Here is a 17,747-nt window from a genome sequence, read left to right as displayed (position 1 = left end):
TCGGGAGTAGAATCGTGACAAGACCCGGGAAACGAGTGGAGAGAAGAATCGGCAGATAGATCGGGAGAAAAGCGGCAAGAACCATTCTCAAAAATGGCAAGAACGATGGGGAGAATCATGAAGACGAACGATCAGTGGCGCAGCGAAGTGGCGGCTTCGTTCGCGCGGTGTCACCGGCGTTTGCCGGGAAGCCTGCGGCGGCGGGCAGCGGCAGCGCTGCGCGCCTTTCGGACCAGTCTCGCGCGCGGTGGCCTTGTCGCTCTTTTCGCATGCGCGCTGACGGCAGCGCACGCGCAGCAGGACGCCGGACAGATTCTGCGCCAGATTCAAGGCGCGCCGACGGCGCCGAAGCTGCCCGAGGCCGAGATGAACAATCAGCTTCCGGCGTTCAGACCGGAGCTGTCGGACGTTCCCGAGCTGAAGATGGACATCCGCGGCTTCACGCTGAGCGGCGTTCCGGACGACGAACGCGCGGCGATTCTCGATCAACTGAAGCGCTTCATCGGCGAAGAGAAGACCTTCCAGGACCTGCTCGACGCCGCGGCGACCGTCAAGAGCCACCTCAACGCACGCGGCTACTTGCTGGCGCAAGCGTACATCCCGGAACAGAAGCTGCAGGGCGGAGTCGTCGAGATCGTCGTTCTGCTCGGTCGGCTTGGCCGCATCGAGCTCAACCACGACGAAGCGACGCCGGTGGCGCGCAGCCGGATTCAGGCGCACCTCGACCGTCTGCAACCGGGGCAGACCTTGCGCACCGCCGATCTCGAGCGGGTTCTCTTCCTGATCAACGACCTGCACGGCGTCCGCGCGAGTTCGACGATCCGGCCCGGGCTCGACCCGGGAACTGCCGACCTGATCGTCGATGTCCAGCCTGATCCGACCCTCAGCGGGCAGGTACAGGTCGACAACATGGGCTCGCGCTACACCGGAACGGTGCGCGTCAGCGGCAACCTGGTCGTCGGCTCGCCGCTGGGTCTGGGCGACTCGCTGTCGCTGCGCGCGATGCACGGGCAGGACCAGGGAATCCGCTTCGGATCGCTCAGCTACGTCGTTCCGCTGGGCAGTGACGGGCTGCGTCTGGGCGCCACGGTCTCGCGCCTGAAATACACGCTGCTGACGAAAGAAGGCATCCCCCCCGGCTACGGCACCGCCCTCGACGCGCTGGCGTTCGTCCTCTACCCGATCGCCCGCTCGCGCAACTTCAACCTGTTCGTCCAGGTGGGCTACGACTACAAGGAATTCGAAGACAATCCGGACGCTGCCGCACGCATCGACCGGCGCTCGCGCTCGACGCTGCTGACGCTCAGTGGCGACCTGCGCGACTCGCTGCTCGGAGGCGGGATCAACAGCTTCTCGCTTGGCTACACCTACGGCACGCTGGAAAACCAGAACGCGACGGTCGGCACGCCGGTGGGCCATTTCCGCAAGCTCAACCCCTATTACTCACGCCTGCATGCGCTGGGCGACAGCGGCTTCCTCGTCTTCCTGCGCTACTCCGGGCAATTCACCCGCGACCGACTCGACAGCAGCGAAAAATTCAGCCTCGGCGGACCAGGCGGCGTGCGCGCCTTCGCCGTCGGCGAAGCGCCCGGCGACGAAGCACACCTGGCCTCGCTCGAACTGCGCTACGCGCTCCCCAACTGGGACGGCAAGATTCCTGGCTCGCTGGTCGGATCGGTTTTCCTGGACTGGGGCCGCTCGACGCTTGACAAAAACCCGGCGCTGCGCGTCACCGATCCGGAGAACACGCGCACGCTCTCCGGCTACGGCATCGGACTCAACTGGGCGACGGCAAAGAGCTGGTCGGCGCAAGGCAGCATCGCCTGGCGCGACAAGGGCGACCTGGTCAACGACAAACTCGACCGACGCCCGCGCGCCTACGTCCAGATCAGTCGCTACTTCTAGGCAACAGCAGAGGCCCACCATGATCAGCTAAGACCGCAGCCCACACAAAGAACAGACACTAGAATCCAGTCGGACAACCTGGGGAGGTTTTCCATGACAAGCAAACGGCAGTACCCGCAGGCGAGCACCAACGCCGGGCCGCAGCCCACGCAACGCAGCCTGAGCTGCCCACTGCGCCCACTCTCACTGTCGCTCATCCTGGTCTTTGCCGGCAGCGCGCTGGCGCTGCCGAGCGACCCGGCGCTGATCGCCGGACAAGCCACGGTCAGCCGCACGGGTCCGACACAACTCGTGATCAACCAGAGCAGCGCAAAAGCCGCGCTCGACTGGCGCAGCTTCAACGTCGGCGCGAACGAAGCCGTGCGCTTCAACCAGCCCTCAGCCAGCGCGCTGACCGTCAACCGCGTGACCGGCAACGATCCCTCGCAGATTCTCGGCCGGATCAGCGCGCCGGGCTCGGTCTTCCTGATCAACCCGGCCGGCGTCTACTTCGGCGCCTCGGCCGTCGTGCATGTCGGCAACCTGATCGCCGGGACGCTCAGCGCGCAGCCGCTCGACCTGCTCAACGGTCGCCTGAGCTTCAGCCGCACCTCGGGCAGCGCGGCCAGCGTGCGCAACGACGGACGCCTGGAAACGCCGATCGGCGGCAGCGTATCGCTGCTCGGCAGCGAAGTCATCAACGCCGGCTCGATCAGCACACCGGGCGGAACGACCGGCCTGATCGCCGGCGACCGCATCGTCGTCGACTTCCACGGCGACGGTCTCGTGCGTTACCAGGTCGACGCCGCAGCCGCGCGCGCGCTGGTCAGCAACCCGGGGCGGATCGACGCCGACGGCGGGCGCATCGCGCTACAGGCAAGCGCCCGCGACGCCCTGGTCGACACCGTCCTGAACGTCGAAGGAATCGTGCGTGCACGCGGCGCGCGCCAGCACAACGGCGAGATCTACCTCGACGGCGGCAGCAGCGGAGTCGTCAGCGTCAGCGGCCAGCTCGACGCGGCCAGCCGCGAGCCGGCAGCCGCCGGCGGGCAGATCAGCGTCCTCGGCGACAAAGTCGGCATCTTCGGCAGCGCGCAACTCGACGCCTCGGGCGACGCCGGCGGCGGCCGCATCCTGATCGGCGGCGACTACCAGGGCAAGGGCAGCGTGCGCACCGCGCAGCAGACCTACGTCGGCAAGGACGCAACGATCACCGCCGACGCACTGAGCACCGGCCAAGGCGGCAAGATCATCGTCTGGGCTGACGACTGGACGCGCTTCTCGGGTTCGATCTCGGCCAGAGGCGGCCAACAACACGGTGACGGCGGCTTTGTCGAAGTCTCCGGCAAACAGAACCTGGGCTTCGACGGACACGTCGACACGTCCGCACCGCACGGCAGCGTCGGGTCGCTGTTGCTTGATCCGAGTGATCTGTATGTCGGCGGTGAACAGCTCGTGGGTGAACAAACCTTGTCGGCGAATCCTTTCATTGCGCCGTCCCCCGGCGATCCGGACACAGTAGCACGGTACTTCGTCGCGGCCGGGAGTTTCAGTGTCGATGCCAGCTATACCTTGCAGGCCTCGCGCGACGTCATCTTGCGCGAGAACGTGTCGTTCGCGACGACCGGCAGCGGAACACCGCCGACGTCGGTGACGATTACTGCCGGTAACGCCTTGAATGCGGGTGGCTTCCTTCTGCGGACGGCTGGCGGCGGGCTGACGCTGATGGCGGCCACGGTCACTTCTCCCGGTGCGATGGACGTTGGCGGCGGTACGCTGACGATCAATCTGAGCAGTGGATCGATGACGCAGGCGCAGCCGATCACGGCCGCGTCGCTGGTCAAGGAGGGGCCTGGAACGCTTCGTTTCTTGGCGCCGGATGTGTTGCTCGGTAACGCGGGAAGCGCCAGCAATCTTGCGCTCAATGCCGGTACGGTCGACCTGAACGGTAATCGGCAGAGCCTTGGGCGGCTTTCTGGCGCGGGCAATCTCGTGCTCGGTGGGGCGACGCTGGGCGTCAGCATCGCGGCCGGGCCGGACGCGACTTTCAGCGGCGTGATCAGTGGCGCCGGGACATTGAGCAAGGTCGGTGCGGGTCGGCTGGTGCTCAGTGGTGCGAACAACGTTCTCGCCGGCACCAACATTGAGGCGGGGATGCTCGAACTGAGCGGTGCGAACAACGCGACCGGAGCGACAAGGGTCAATGGTGGGACCTTGAAGCTTAGCGGTACGGGAAGCCTGGCCGCCAGCGCGCTGGTCAGCTTGGCGGACGGGGTTGGTGCCGTCTTCGATCTTGCGCAGGCGAGCCAGAACCAGGAGATTGCCGGGCTGAGCGGTGGCGCAGCGGGGCTTGCTCCAGATTCGGCTGGCCGGGTTGCCTTGGGCGACCGGACGCTCACAGTCAGCGTAGCCGGCGGCGGGTCGGGTTCGACTTTCGCCGGAAGCATCAGCGGCAGCAGCACTGGCAGCTTGAGCAAGCAGGGTGCCGGCACACTGACGCTGAGTGGGGCGAATACCTATCGTGGCACGACCCGGGTGGGCGGCGGGGTGCTTGCGTTGACGCGCGGCGACGCCTTGCACACGGAATCGGCGCTGGTCGTCGACGGCGGTACGCTGCAACTCGGCGCCACGCTGAACACGCTGGCCGGCGGGTTTTCGCTGCGCGGTGATGGCGGCGGTCTGGGCGCGCTGCGCGTCGCCGCGGCGGGCAACGCCGCTTATCTGGGCGACATCACGCTGAGCGGGGCGGCGAGCATCGCGGTAGGTGCCGCGGGAACGCTTGAGCTGGGAGGCGCGATCAGCCAGGACGTGGGTGCGGCGACCTATGCGCTGAGCAAGACGGAAGCCGGAACGCTCCGGCTTTCCGGGATACGCAAGGACTATCGGGGCGGCACCGAGATTGTCGACGGTCGCCTCGTCGTAGCAGCCGGCGATGTCTTGCCGACCGACCGCAGCGTCAACCTGGCGGGAGAGGGCGCGCTGCTCGAACTGAACGGCACGACCCAGCACATCGGTCGGCTCACCGGCGTAAGCGGTGCACGGGTCGATCTTGGCACGAGCGGGTGGCTGTACGTCAAACAGGCTGCCGATGGCGAATTCGCCGGGACGATCAGCGGCAACGGTGGCAAGCTGAACAAGCTGGGCGGCGGCCGGCTGTTGCTGAGCCAGGCTAACACGTACTCCGGGGCAACGACCGTCAGCCAGGGGGTGCTCGCCGTCGCGCGCTCCGATGCGCTGCATGCCGATTCCACGCTGGTCGTCGACGGGGGAACCAGCGGCGTGGGGAACGATGGCGGCAGCCTGGAGATCGCCGAGTCGGTCGTGCTCAACACGCTCAACGGTGGAGCCGCCGGCAGTTTCCGGCTGGGCGGAGTCGGCCAGGGCGGAAACGGCGCGCTGCGGATTGCCGCAGGCAAGACCGGTGGCTACGCCGGCGCGATCACCTTGACCGGCCCGAGCTTGATCGGCGGCGAGGCGGCAGCGCCGCTCGACGGCACGCGCCTGACGCTGAGCGGCGGAATCGGCGAGGACGCGGCCGGTGCAAGCCTGAGCAAGGTCGGCTTGTCGACGCTCGTCCTTTCTGGCGCGGCGAGCAACTACAGCGGGGGAACGTTCATCCAGGCTGGCGTCGTTGCCGTGCAAGATTCGGCTGCGCTCGGCCCGGGCTCGATCGAGGTCACTGCTGGCAGCAGCCTGCGGCTGGAGAATGCGGCCCTTGCGGCGAGTTCGTATCCGCAGGTGAAGATTGCCGGCCGAGGAGTCGCACTCTCCGGTGTCGACCAGGGAGCGCTGATCGGGACGGGAAACAGCGCGAGCTACAATGGCCGCGTGCTGTTGGCGGGGAACGCGGCCGTCGCCGTCGGGAGCGGCGACAGACTTGCCTTGAACGGGGCAATCGACGAGGAGGCGGGTTCCCGATCATTGAGCAAACTGGGTGGCGGGACGCTGGTTCTCGGCGGCCCGGCGAAGAGCTATACCGGCGGCACGCAGATCGAGGCGGGTACGCTCGAAACGGCGGCGGCCAATGTCCTGCCGGGCAGCGGCATGGTGACACTGTCCGACGCGGCGGCAGCCGTGCTTGATCTGGCCAACCGAGCGCAGCGCATTGGCGGATTGCGGGGCGGAGCGGCGGCTGATGCGCAGGACAACCAGCTCGGCAAAGTCCTGCTCGGCAACGCGACGCTCACCGTCGAGCAAAAGGAAAACGCCGGTTTTGCTGGCCAGATCGAGGGTACGGGCAGCCTGACGAAGCTGGGCGACGCCACGCTGACCTTGCAGCACGCCAATCTCTATAGCGGGACGACGACGGTCAGTCGGGGCGTCCTCGGGCTGACGAAAGCGAATGCGCTCGACACGCGCTCAGATCTGGTGGTCGAGGACGGCGGCACGCTGGAGCTTGACGGTTCCTTTACCCTCAACCCATTGGCCGGCGGCTTCTCGCTCGCCGGCGCCGGACACCCGGGCAGGAAGGGAGCGCTGACCGTTGCCGCCGGACCGAGCGGCACCGCGTACGCGGCTGGCTACGATGGTCCGCTGACGCTGATGGCGAACGCTGCGGTCGGTGGCGATGGCACTGCTCAGACGGCGGGTAGTCTGACGCTGCGCGGAGATATCGCTGCCAGCCCGGGCAACGCCGGACACCGGCTGACCAAGCTGGGGCCGGCAACGCTGGTGCTGGCGGGTAGCGGGACGGACTACAAGGGGGGGACTGACATCGAGGCCGGCATCGTGCGTGCCGAGCGCGCGCGCGCCTTGGGCGGCGGTTCGGTAGACGTCAAGCCGGGCGCCACCTTGCTGCTCGCTGGCGTGACGCTGGAGCTCTCCGAGCCGACGAGCACGCTGAAGCTCGCCGGCAGCGGCAGCGATGGCCGGCTGGGGGCGCTGCACGCTACCGGGACGGCGGCCTATGGTGGAGCGATCGTGCTCGGCGGGGAGACGCTCATCGGTGTTTCCGCTGCCGACGCGCGGCTGACGCTGAACGGCGCTATCGCCAGCACGCCCCATGGTTTGCGCAAGGTGGGCGAGGGCACGCTGCTGCTCGGTGGTCAGGCGAAGGACTACGCGGGTAATACGGTGGTCGAGGCGGGCCGCATCTCGGTCACCGATTGGCGTTCGCTCGGTATGGGCGGTACGGTCGAGGTTGAGCCGGAGGCGGTGCTGGAGCTGGACAATGTGGCCTTGCTGGGCAGTCGCAACCCGCAGATTCAGATCGTCGGACAAGGGCCCGCCGGGCAGGCAGTGAACGCGAGAGGCGCCTTGATCGGCCGTTCCAGCGCCAGCTACGATGGCCGCATCGTCCTCGCCGCGGACGCCGGCATTGGCGTTCCCGAGCTGAATCACCGCCTGCGGCTGAATGGCGCGATCGAGCAGCTTGCCGGCGGCGATCGCGCGCTCAGCAAGTTCGGCAGCGGCGCGCTGACGCTTGCCGGTCCGCGCAAGACCTACCGTGGCGGTACGTTTATTGTCGGCGGTACCATCGAAACCGGGGTCGACGATGTATTGCCGGCCGCGCGCCCGCTGACGCTCGATGCGGCGAGTGCCGCGCTCGACTTGCAGGGTCATGCGCAGAACATCGGAACGCTGACGGGGAGCGACCCGGCGGCCAGGATCTGGCTGAATGGCGGCACGCTGAGCGTCGAGCAGGCAGTATCGGGCAGCTTTGCCGGGCAGATCGGCGAGAGCGCGCAGGTCGCGCCGGCTACTCGCGGAAGTCTGGTCAAGACGGGCACTGGGCAACTGAGCCTCACCGGCAACAACAGCTACGCCGGCGGGACGAGCATTGCGGCTGGCGTGCTGGTCGCCGGCGACAGCCACGCTCTGGGCAGCGGCTCGGTGGACGTCGCTGCCGGCGCGACGCTCGCCATCGACAATGTGGGCTTGACGCTGGGGCCGACGGCCGAGTTGCGGATTGCCGGCGCGGGCGCGGGCGGCAGCCTGCTCGGCGCTGGCGCGCTGACCGGCAGTGGCACGCTCGCCGTCTACACCGGCGCAGTGTATCTGGCGGCCGATGCGCGCATCAATGTTCCCGAGGCGGATGACCGGCTGACGCTGCAGGGACCGGTGGGCGGCGCGCCGGCAGCAGCGATGACGAAAGTCGGTGCCGGCCAGTTGATCCTCCAGGCGACGGCTTCCTACTCTGGCGGGACGATCATCGAGCAGGGGATGCTGCTCGCCCAGGCGAACGATGGCGTACTCGGTTCCGGGGCCGTCGATGTCGTTACCGGTACCCTGCGGGTCAACGACATCGCGCTGGGCAACGATGTTCGTCTGCGCGGCGGCAAGCTCGAAATGAGCGGGGAGGCGGTCATCGGCGGCCTCGAGCTCGCGCAGAGCACGACGCTGTCGGTGCCGGCCGGGGTGTCGCTGGAAGTCAGCCGGGCGCTGGTCGGCGGCGGCGACCAGACGTTGCTGACGATAGACGGCGGTGGGACGCTGAAGCTTTTCGGCGGCGCGCGCCGCCTGGGCAGCTTGACGCAGGACGCGCAGAGTACGCTCGATCTCGGTTCGGCGCAGACGGTGTTGACCGCCGACGGGCAAACCTACCATGGAATCGTCAAGGGCGATTCGGTCACGCTGACCAGCAGCAGCCGCGGGGCGATGACGATCGACAATCCGGCCAATGATTTACAAGGCAGTTTCAGTGTGACGGGCGGAACGACCCGCCTGAGCACCCGTTCGCCCAATCTGGCGCTGCACATGGTGACCGGCGAAACGCATGTGCAGGCGACGAGCGGGGCTCTCGTGCTCGCCGGTACGGCTGACAGCCTGCTCGCGCACAGTGCCGGCGAACTCAGCAGCAGCGTGGCGACGACCGGCAACAGTCAACTCGACGCGGGTGGTGCGGCGAGCAACAGTGGCCACATTGGCGGCGACCTGACGATCGAAGCGGATGGCGCCATCCGCAGCAGCGGCGACATCAGCGGCGGTGCGCGCTTGTTCAGCCGCGCCGGCGAAACGATTTCGCATGTCGGCGCAGTCGGTGGCCGGCTGAGCAGCGAGACGACCGGGGACACGATGCTGGCGGGAAGCTTCGGCGAATTGCAGGTCGAGCGTAGCGCGCAGCTCACCTTCGGCCCGGCAACGACGCGCGTCGCCAACGCCGCGCGCATCGCGCAAGTGACAGGGAGGATCAGCCAGTCGGCGGCGCTCACCGTTGTGGGTCCGCTGGTCGTCAGTGCGCCGAGCCAGGAAGTCAAGCTGGACACTCAGGAAAACGACTTCGCCAGCGTCGACATCACCGCGGCGACGACGCGGATCACGGACAGGGATGCGCTCGCCGTCAAACTGCTGACCGCCGATACCACCTTGCACGTGCTGGCTGGCGAACTGAGCCTCGCCGGCAGCGCGACCAATCTCACTGCGGAAAGCGAGGGTCCGCTCAACCAGTCAGCCGCTTTGATCGTGCCCGGAGCCTTGCGCATCCGCGCGCCTGGGTGGAGCGTGAGGCTCGCTTCCGGGCTGAACGACTTCGGCGAGATCGAACTGGTCGCGGGAAGAACCCACATCGCCGACCGCAACGGCTTGGCTGCCCGACTGGAGACCGGCGAGACGACGATCGACCTGCTCGCCGGCGATCTCGTGCTTGCCGGCAGCGCGGCCAGCCTGGTCGCCAGCAGCACACTGGGGTCGATCGCAAGTGTCACCACGATTGGTCCGGGCGATGCCGTGCTGACCAGCGGTGCGGGCGGCTCGATCAACCACGCGGGAAGCGTCGGCGGTCGACTGAGCACCGACACGACGGGTCCGACGAGGCTCTCGGGCAGCTTCGGCAGCCTGCAGGTCAGGCAGGCGGGCGCGCTCAGCTTCGGCCCGCAAGCGACGCGCGTCGACAGCTCGGCCGAGCTGCTGAGTGTGACGGGAGAGATCGGCCAATCGGGCTCGTTGAGCGTCGCCAATGGACTGTTGACGATTCGTGCCGCCGGCCGGAACGTCGAGCTGCGCGATCCGCAAAACGATTTCAGCCGTATCGATTTAGTCGCCGGTCCGACGCTGATCGCCGATCAGAACGGCTTCAGCGCAACGCTGCGGACCGGCAGCACGAACCTGCGCGCGCTGGCTGGCGCGCTGACCATTTCCGGTCAGGCGAGCACGCTGGAAGCGCGTAGCGAGGGCGCTACCGGCGATCTGACGAGCAACGTCTCAACGAGCGGAAATAGCACGCTCAGTACCGGCGGTGGTGCAATCGTCCACGCGGCCGACGTCGGCGGCCGGCTGACGACCAGCACCCCCGGCCAGACGGTCATCGCCGGAACGCTCGATGCCTTGTCGGTCGTTCAGTCCGGCGCGCTGCGCTTCGGCCTGACGACGGTCAACCAGGAGGCGACGATCAGCCTCACCGGCGAGCTGACGCAGACCGCCGGGCTGCAGGTCAACCAGGCGACGACGATCGATGCTGCCACACACAGCGTCACGCTGGACAGCGCCGACAACCGATTCGTCGGCGGCTTGCGGCTGACCGCCGGCGACAGCCAGGTGCGTACGGGCGGTGCGCTCGAGGTGCTGCTCGACACCGGCAGCACGCGCCTGGATGCCGAGCGCTTGCAGGTCGCCGGGCAGGTACGCGCGCAGCCGGGGCTGCGCTCGCATCTGATCAGCGCGACGACCGTCGAGCTGGGACCGCTGGTGCTGAGCGGTGCCGGGACAGTCGACATCGTCGCCAATCAGGCTGAAATGCCGTCGGTGATCGTTCCCAAGGTTTCCGTGCAGGATGCGAGCGGGGTCCCCGCACAGCTTGCGGTTTATGGCAGCAGCATCCATCAGGCGACGGGTGCGCTGCTGCAGAGCGCCCCCGAGGTGACCGTGAACCTCGTCGCCCGGCGCGCGTCGATCGACCTGACGGCGGGCGCCACAGCCGCCAGCGCGCCGGTTGCCGGGCAGCAGGCGGTTGACAAGAGCGGACCTGGCGGGCTGATCGAGGTCTATGCGGCGCCGCAGGACAGGCAGGCGCTGGCGCACCCGGGTGGCTTGACCAATCGCCTGCAAGGGCCGCTGTCAGCCGTTACCGAAGTCGATGCCAATCAGACGGGCAACCGGAAAAGCGTTGTGGCAATTGCCGCGGACACGATCACGGTTGCCGCTACGCCGCTACCGGCGATCGACGCCGATACGGTTCTGCTGTTGGCGCGCAGCATTCGCGGCGGCGGGGGGAAAATCCAGACGCGCGTTGGCGCCAGCCAACTGCGCGACGGGAGAAATCTCGCCACCGACCCCGAGCGGCGCGACGACAACGCGTTTTCGATTCTGCCGTCGATTTTCGTGATTGCCGATGTTAACGCAGCTTTGCCGGCAGGCAGTCCCAGCAGCCTGCAGTTCGGCGAACTCGGCGCGCCGATCTCGCTCAGCTTCGGCGCGGTCAGCGGCGTCGCCAACAACAGTTGGCTGCAGACGATCGCGGTCGATCCGTTCCGGCAGGATCTGACGAGCGGCGACGTGCCGGTCTATCTGGCCACCAGCGCCAGCGGCGGGGTCGATCCCACCGGCGTCATCGCGCGCCGCCTGGTCTATCCGGCGTCGCTCGCGACGACCGCCGTTCGTCCGGTGATCGTCGATGGGCGAAGGATCGAGGATTCGTCGGCTTACGATGCGGTGCAGTCGGGTGTGGCCGAGGTGCTCAATCAGGTGCGCAAGGAGCAACTGGAAAGTGGTTTCTCGAACGAAAACGTCGCTGCGCAGTTGCGCAAAGGCGTGATCACCGAAACGCGGGTCGGGCAGGCCGCGGTCAGTCGCTTTCAGGGCGTCGGCAGCGTTCCCGCTTGCGTTGGCCTGACGGTGGGTGACCGCGTCGTCTGCGTCCCGGCGGCGGGCGGCAGCGACAAGCCGTGAGGCGAGGGGGCCGCTGACGGACTGGCGGAAGACGATCACGATGGCATTGCAGGAGGACGGTCTGGTGACGATTGAACAATGGCTGGTGCCGGTTTCCGAGGAGAAACCGAGCGGCGAAACCCTTGAGTACGACCCCGAGTTCAAGCGCATGGAGGAGGCGGCGCGGGAAGAGGCGGACGCCGAGTTCAAGCGCGACGATGGGGAAATCACGCGACGCGAGGGCAAGCAGGCCGACTGGGTGCAGGTGCAGGCGCTGGCCGAGCGCCTGCTGTTGCGCTCCAAGGACCTGCGCCTGGCCGTCTGGCTGACGCGCGCCTGGCTGCACACGCGCGGCTTTGCGGGAATCGGCGACGGCCTGGCGCTGATCGCCGGTTTGCTCGACACGTTCTGGCCGACGCTCCACCCCGAACTCGATCCGGGCGACGAGGATTCACCGGCGGTGATGCGCGCCAATGCTCTGCTCGAGCTGGCCTCGCTGCAGGCGGTCGTGCGCGATCTGCGTGGCAGTCTGGTTTTCCAGTCGCGCCGGCATGGCCAGCTCGCGGTGCGCGAGATCGAAATTGCGCTCGGGCGGCTGAAGCCGACCGGCGACAAGCCACCGCTGAGTGAAAGCCAGTTGGCCGAAGTGCTCGCTTATGCGGTTGCCGAGAACCCGGATCTGCCGCGCCAGGCCGACTTCGCCCTGGCCGGAGTGCAGACGGTCAGGCGCTGCTTTGCCGATCGCTCCGGTGAGTCAGCGCCTGATCTTGCGCCATTGCAGTCGGTGCTCTACGCAGTCACGCAAGCCGTGAAGCTGGTCGCGCCGCCCGTGGTGGCCGCCGCCGAGAGCCCGCCGCCGGAGGACGACGAGGCGCCGACCGAGTCCAGAGCGCCCGCGCCGGTGCGCTCGGCTCCTGGCGAGATCCTCTCGCGCGACGACGTGGTGGCGACACTCGACCGCCTGTGCGACTACCTCGCCCGGCACGAGCCGACCAATCCGGTACCGCTCCTGCTGCGCCGGGCACAGCGGATGATGGGCATGTCGTTCCTCGAACTGATGGAAGACATGGCCCCGGACGGTCTGCCGCAGGCAGAAACGGTAGTTGGCGAGAAGCTGCACAAGGACGAAGACGAATAGCCACAAGGCACACTCTGTGTCAAAATGGCATGGATTGATTTCATTCACTTCCTGGAGGAAGACATGGCAGGCAGCAGTCAGAAGTTCATCGCCCGTAATCGTGCGCCGCGCGTCCAGATCGAGTACGAAGTAGAGACGGGTGACGCCCAGAAGAAGGTCCAGATACCTTTCGTGATGGGTGTTCTGGCCGATCTGTCCGGCAAGCCTGCCGACCCTCTGGCACCGGTCGATCGGCGCAATTTCGACAACATCGACGTTGACAATTTCGACAGCAAGATGAAGGCGACGAAGCCGCGCGTCGCTTTTCAGGTGGACAATACCTTGACCGGCGAGGGCAAGCTCAACGTCGAACTGACTTTCGAGAAGATGGACGATTTCTCGCCGGCGGCGGTCGCCAGCCGGGTGGACGCGCTGAACAAGCTGCTCACCGCGCGTCAGCAGCTCTCCGGGTTGATCTCGTACATGGACGGCAAGAGCGGTGCCGAGGAACTGATTGCCAGATTGCTGCAGGACAAGGCCCTGCTCGAGTCGCTGGCGGCCAACCCGAAGCCGGCGGCTACCGGCGAGGCCGGTAGCTAAGCGCCTTTGCTCGTCAGTTCAGATCGCTTGCAGTATTTTTTCCGGGACGTTCCCACGCATTTTGGAGGTTTTCCGTATGGCGGATACACAAGTCCGGTCCGACGCCGTAGCGGGCGCAACAGGCGAGGAGAGCAGCGATTTTTCTGCCCTGCTCAAGCGCGAGTTCAAACCGAAGACCGATGAGGCAAGAGACGCGGTCAGCGTCGCGGTGCAGACGCTCGCCCAGCAGGCGCTGGCGGCAACGCAACTGGTCTCGGACGACGTCGTCAAGACGATACAATCGATCATCGCTGCGCTCGACAAGAAACTTTCCGACCAGGTCAACCAGATCCTCCATCATGAGGACTTCCAGAAGCTGGAAGGCGCATGGCGCGGCCTGCACTATCTGGTGAACAACACCGAAACAGACGAGAATCTGAAGATCCGAGTGCTCAACATTTCCAAGGCGGAACTCGGCAAGACGCTCAGGCGCTACAAGGGAGCGGCCTGGGATCAGAGCCCGCTGTTCAAGAAGGTCTACGAAGAGGAGTACGGTCAGCTTGGCGGACAGCCTTTCGGCTGTCTGATTGGCGACTACTATTTCGACCACGGCGGTCCGGATGTCGAATTGCTCGGCGAAATGGCCAAGATCGCTGCCGCGGCGCATGCCCCGTTCATTGCCGGCGTTTCGCCCAGCCTGTTGCAGATGGATTCCTGGCAGGAACTCGCCAACCCGCGCGATCTGACCAAGATCTTCGGCACGCCGGAATATGCGGCCTGGGCTGCCTTGCGCCAGAGCGACGATTCGCGCTACATCGGCCTGGCGATGCCGCGTTTCCTTTCCCGTCTCCCCTACGGCTCGCGCATTGGTACGCAACCGGTCGACGAGTTCGCTTTCGAGGAAGACACCGGCGCCGCCGACCACCGGAAATATACCTGGGCCAACTCGGCGTATGCGATGGCGACGAACATCAACCGGGCGTTCAAGGAGTACGGCTGGTGTTCGCGGATTCGCGGCGTCGAGGCGGGCGGGATCGTCCAGAACTTGCCGGTGCACACGTTTCCAACCGATGACGGTGGCGTGGACATGAAGTGCCCGACCGAAATCGCGATCAGCGATCGGCGTGAAGCTGAACTGGCGAAAAACGGCTTCATGCCGCTGATTCACCGCAAGAACACGAATGAGGCGGCGTTCATCGGCGCACAGTCGCTGCAGAAGCCGGTCGAGTACGATGATCCCGAAGCGACGGCGAACGCCAACCTGAGTGCCCGTCTGCCGTACATGTTCGCCTGCTGTCGCTTCGCGCATTACCTGAAGTGCATGGTACGCGACAAGATCGGCGCCGCGATGGAGCGTGCCGACATGGAGCGCTGGCTGCGCAACTGGATCATGAATTATGTCGATGGTGATCCGGCGCATTCGTCGGAGGAGACCAAGGCGCGCCGGCCGCTGGCAGCGGCCGAGGTGATCGTCGAGGAAGTCGAGGGCAATCCGGGTTATTACTCGTCGAAATTCTTCCTGCGACCGCATTACCAGCTCGAAGGCCTGACCGTGGCGCTGCGTCTGGTTTCCAAGCTGCCGCAGAAGTGAGCAGGCAAGGAGTACTAACGACGGCCGGGCTGGACGACCGGCTGGAGCAGAAAGTGGAACTGGGCGGTGGCTGGCGGACGATTCGCCGCCGTTGCCGTTTGTCGGCGTTGACGCCCTGCGGCTGCAGGACGACTGGTAGGTAGGCTAACTCTCGAGGAGAAAACAATGGCCGTTGATATGTTCATGAAGATCAGCACGATCAAAGGTGAATCGAGCGACAAGACGCACAAGCAGGAGATCGACGTTCTCGCCTGGAGCTGGGGAATGTCGCAAAGCGGGACATTTCATACCGGCGGCGGCGGCGGTTCGGGCAAGGTGTCGGTGAACGACCTGTCGTTTACCAAGTACATCGACTCATCGACCAACGCGCTGATGCTGGGCTCGTGCAGCGGCGAGCACTTTGACGAAGCCGTTTTGGTCGTCCGCAAGGCCGGCAAGGACCCGCTCGAATACATCAAGATCACGATGAAGAGTGTTCTGGTAAGTTCGATCAGCCAGGGCGGCAGCGGCGGCGAGGATCGCCTGACCGAAAACGTGACGCTGAACTTCGCCGAGTTCAAGTTCGAGTATCAGCCGCAGAACGAAAAAGGCGGCAAGGAAGGTGGCGCAAAGATCGCCGGCTGGAGTATCGCGAAGAACGTACCGGTTGGCTAGGCGTGCCGCCGACGGCTGGCGGCGCAGCGCCGCCGGTCGTCGGTGCAGCCGGCAGCGCGTCGCCGGTGTGGCAATGATGTTTTCCTCGGCGGCTGATCGCGCTGGCCGGTCTCGTCGCCAGCATTGGGGAGATGGCGGATGGCTTTACGGGACATGTTTCTCAAAATCGACGGCGCCAGGCAGGGGCCGATCAGGGGCGAGGCCGCCGATCCGCGGCATGAAGGCGAGATCGATGTCGTCTCGTGGTCGTGGGGAATGGACAGTCCGGGCGACGCCTTCGGCAATCAGACCGCGCGTACGTCGTTCGAGCAATTGCGCGTCGTCAAGCGGGCCGACTGCGCGAGCACAGCCTTGATGTCGGCCTTGCGCAACAACGAGCTGATCCGCAAGGCCGTGCTCAGCGTGCGCAAGGCCGGCGATGCGCTGGAGTATTTGAGGATTACGATCGAGAAGGGGCGCCTGACGCATCATCGCATTCGCGGTGGCGAAGGCGCCGATTCAGCCGAGGTGCTGGAGGAACTGGCGATGAGTTTTCAGAAAGTCATCGTCGAGTACGTGCCGCAGGGTAAATCCGGCAGTGGCCGCGGCACGACGACTTTCGAAAGCGAAATCAATCTGAAGAGCTGAGGCTTAGAAAAGACACCGGCAGCGTTCGCCGGCACTGCGCAGTCGGCCTCGTGAGGTGAGGAGTTCGGCGCGCGCATGTGCCGAACGAGCTATCCAGGATGGCGGTATGCGCTGCCGGCCGGTCTGGCGCTGTAAAAGACAAGAATGGGGGGTCCCGCTGGATGAACACCGCTGTTTCGGCTGAACACGCGCTGCGCGAGGGTGATGTCGCATTGGCCTTGCGACTGCTTCAAGCAAGCGTCCGCAACCATCCGGGTGACGTCCGCTTGCGCACCTTTCTTTTCCAGTTGCTCGCCGTCTGCGGCCAGTGGGAGCGCGCCCTGGCGCAGCTTGGCGTGGTCGCCGAACTCGACGCAGCGGCCTTGCCGATGGCGCAGATGTACAAGGAGGTGGTGCGTTGCGAGCTGTTGCGCGCGGAGGTCTTTGCCGGCAAGCGCTCGCCATTGATTTTTGGTGAGCCCGAGCCCTGGCTGGCGCTGCTCATCGAGTCGCTGCTGACGGCTGGCCAGGGTCGCTTCGAGGCGGCTGAGGACCTGCGCGCGCGCGCTTTTGACGAAGCGCCAGCGACGCCCGGCGAGATCGACGGCCAACCCTTCGCCTGGCTGGCCGACAGCGACATGCGCCTGGGTCCGGTCTGTGAAGCAGTGATCCATGGGCGTTACTACTGGCTGCCGTTTGACCGCCTGGCGCGCATCAGTCTCGATCCGCCAGCCGATCTGCGCGATTTCGTCTGGATGCCGGCGCATTTCACGTTCAGCAATGGTGGCGAAGGCGCCGGCGTCATCCCGACGCGCTACCCGGGCAGCGACGCACAGGACGACGGCTTGCTGATGCTGGCACGGCGCAGCGAGTGGACCGAGGTTCGCGCCGGGGTTTTCCATGGGCTAGGCCAGCGCGTATTGACCACAGATGGGGGTGATTTTCCGCTGCTGGACGTACGCCAGATCGTCCTCGCGAGCACCGCAGAGGGAGAAGAGGGTGGCTGAGAGCAGCACACCGCAGCCCCTGCTGCGTCCCTTGCTCGAGCGCTTGACCGACCTCGAACCGACGCTGCAGAGCGAGAACGCAGACCGGCGAAGCCTGTCCGAGAGGGATCTGCGCAAGGCGGTCATCCGCGATCTCGGCTGGCTGCTCGATACGACCAGGCTGGGCGTTTCGGTCGATCTTGTCCCCTGGCCCGAGGTCGAGTGCTCGGTCCTCAACTTCGGCTTGCCGTCGTTCACCGGTGAGACGGCCTCTTCGCTCGATGTGGGCAAGCTGGAGAAGGCAATCCACCAGGCGATCTGCCGCTTCGAGCCGCGCATTCTGGAACCGTCCCTGAAGGTTGCGGCAAAGACCACGACTGACGGGCCGCTCGACTTGCAAAACAATGTTCTGCGCATCGCGATCGTCGCGCAGGTGTTTGCGCAACCCGTCCCGATCGAGATTGATTTGAGCACCGAGATCAATCTTGAGACCGGCCAGGTTGTCTTGCAGGAAAGGCGCGACTGAGCT

The 17,747-nt window shown here is 66.0% G+C and carries 9 protein-coding genes; all 9 read left to right on the top strand.

From position 1 onward, the window contains the following. Positions 1-117 precede the first annotated feature (117 nt). Complete coding sequence (locus RKP46_RS06810) at positions 118-1,905, top strand: ShlB/FhaC/HecB family hemolysin secretion/activation protein (protein ID WP_311105941.1); 1,788 nt, start codon at positions 118-120, stop codon at positions 1,903-1,905. 93 nt (positions 1,906-1,998) lie between these two features. Then, entirely contained in the window at positions 1,999-11,706 is a 9,708-nt protein-coding gene (locus RKP46_RS06805) for an autotransporter-associated beta strand repeat-containing protein (protein ID WP_311105940.1), read from the top strand. A 64-nt stretch (positions 11,707-11,770) separates the two neighbouring features. Beyond that, positions 11,771-12,823 (top strand): type VI secretion system protein TssA, encoded by a 1,053-nt coding sequence (gene tssA, locus RKP46_RS06800; protein WP_311105939.1) that lies wholly within the window; start codon positions 11,771-11,773, stop codon positions 12,821-12,823. A gap of 63 nt (positions 12,824-12,886) precedes the next feature. Then, a complete protein-coding gene (gene tssB / locus RKP46_RS06795) occupies positions 12,887-13,402 on the top strand; it encodes a type VI secretion system contractile sheath small subunit (protein WP_311105943.1) in 516 nt (171 codons plus the stop codon). Between the two features lie 76 nt (positions 13,403-13,478). Further along, positions 13,479-14,972, top strand: a complete 1,494-nt coding sequence (gene tssC / locus RKP46_RS06790) for a type VI secretion system contractile sheath large subunit (protein WP_311105938.1) — start codon at positions 13,479-13,481, stop codon at positions 14,970-14,972. 165 nt (positions 14,973-15,137) lie between these two features. Beyond that, positions 15,138-15,626 (top strand): type VI secretion system tube protein Hcp, encoded by a 489-nt coding sequence (locus tag RKP46_RS06785; protein ID WP_311105937.1) that lies wholly within the window; start codon positions 15,138-15,140, stop codon positions 15,624-15,626. A 153-nt stretch (positions 15,627-15,779) separates the two neighbouring features. Beyond that, positions 15,780-16,253 carry a type VI secretion system tube protein Hcp gene (locus RKP46_RS06780; protein WP_311105936.1) on the top strand — a complete coding sequence of 158 codons (474 nt, stop codon included), beginning with the start codon at positions 15,780-15,782 and terminating at the stop codon, positions 16,251-16,253. A gap of 161 nt (positions 16,254-16,414) precedes the next feature. Beyond that, the gene (locus RKP46_RS06775; protein ID WP_311105935.1) at positions 16,415-17,239 is read left to right on the top strand and encodes a type VI secretion system accessory protein TagJ; all 825 of its coding nucleotides are present in this window, start codon (positions 16,415-16,417) and stop codon (positions 17,237-17,239) included. Next, on the top strand, positions 17,232-17,744 hold the full coding sequence (tssE, locus tag RKP46_RS06770) for a type VI secretion system baseplate subunit TssE (RefSeq protein WP_311105934.1): 513 nt from the start codon (positions 17,232-17,234) through the stop codon (positions 17,742-17,744). Before RKP46_RS06775 ends, tssE begins: the two co-directional genes overlap by 8 nt. The last annotated feature ends 3 nt before the right edge of the window (positions 17,745-17,747 follow it).

This window comes from Accumulibacter sp. (genome assembly GCF_031732815.1).
Taxonomy (GTDB): domain Bacteria; phylum Pseudomonadota; class Gammaproteobacteria; order Burkholderiales; family Rhodocyclaceae; genus Accumulibacter.
Note: the sequence above shows the minus strand (reverse complement) of the source record. Positions and strands in the feature narration are given on the sequence as shown.

What these genes read in the sequence shown, in the direction of transcription:
- RKP46_RS06810 (WP_311105941.1), top strand. Translation starts at nt 118, where the DNA reads ATGAAGACGAACGATCAGTGGCGCAGCGAAGTGGCGGCTTCGTTCGCG.
- RKP46_RS06805 (WP_311105940.1), top strand. Translation starts at nt 1,999, where the DNA reads ATGACAAGCAAACGGCAGTACCCGCAGGCGAGCACCAACGCCGGGCCG.
- tssB (WP_311105943.1), top strand. Translation starts at nt 12,887, where the DNA reads ATGGCAGGCAGCAGTCAGAAGTTCATCGCCCGTAATCGTGCGCCGCGC.
- tssC (WP_311105938.1), top strand. Translation starts at nt 13,479, where the DNA reads ATGGCGGATACACAAGTCCGGTCCGACGCCGTAGCGGGCGCAACAGGC.
- RKP46_RS06785 (WP_311105937.1), top strand. Translation starts at nt 15,138, where the DNA reads ATGGCCGTTGATATGTTCATGAAGATCAGCACGATCAAAGGTGAATCG.
- RKP46_RS06780 (WP_311105936.1), top strand. Translation starts at nt 15,780, where the DNA reads ATGTTTCTCAAAATCGACGGCGCCAGGCAGGGGCCGATCAGGGGCGAG.
- RKP46_RS06775 (WP_311105935.1), top strand. Translation starts at nt 16,415, where the DNA reads ATGAACACCGCTGTTTCGGCTGAACACGCGCTGCGCGAGGGTGATGTC.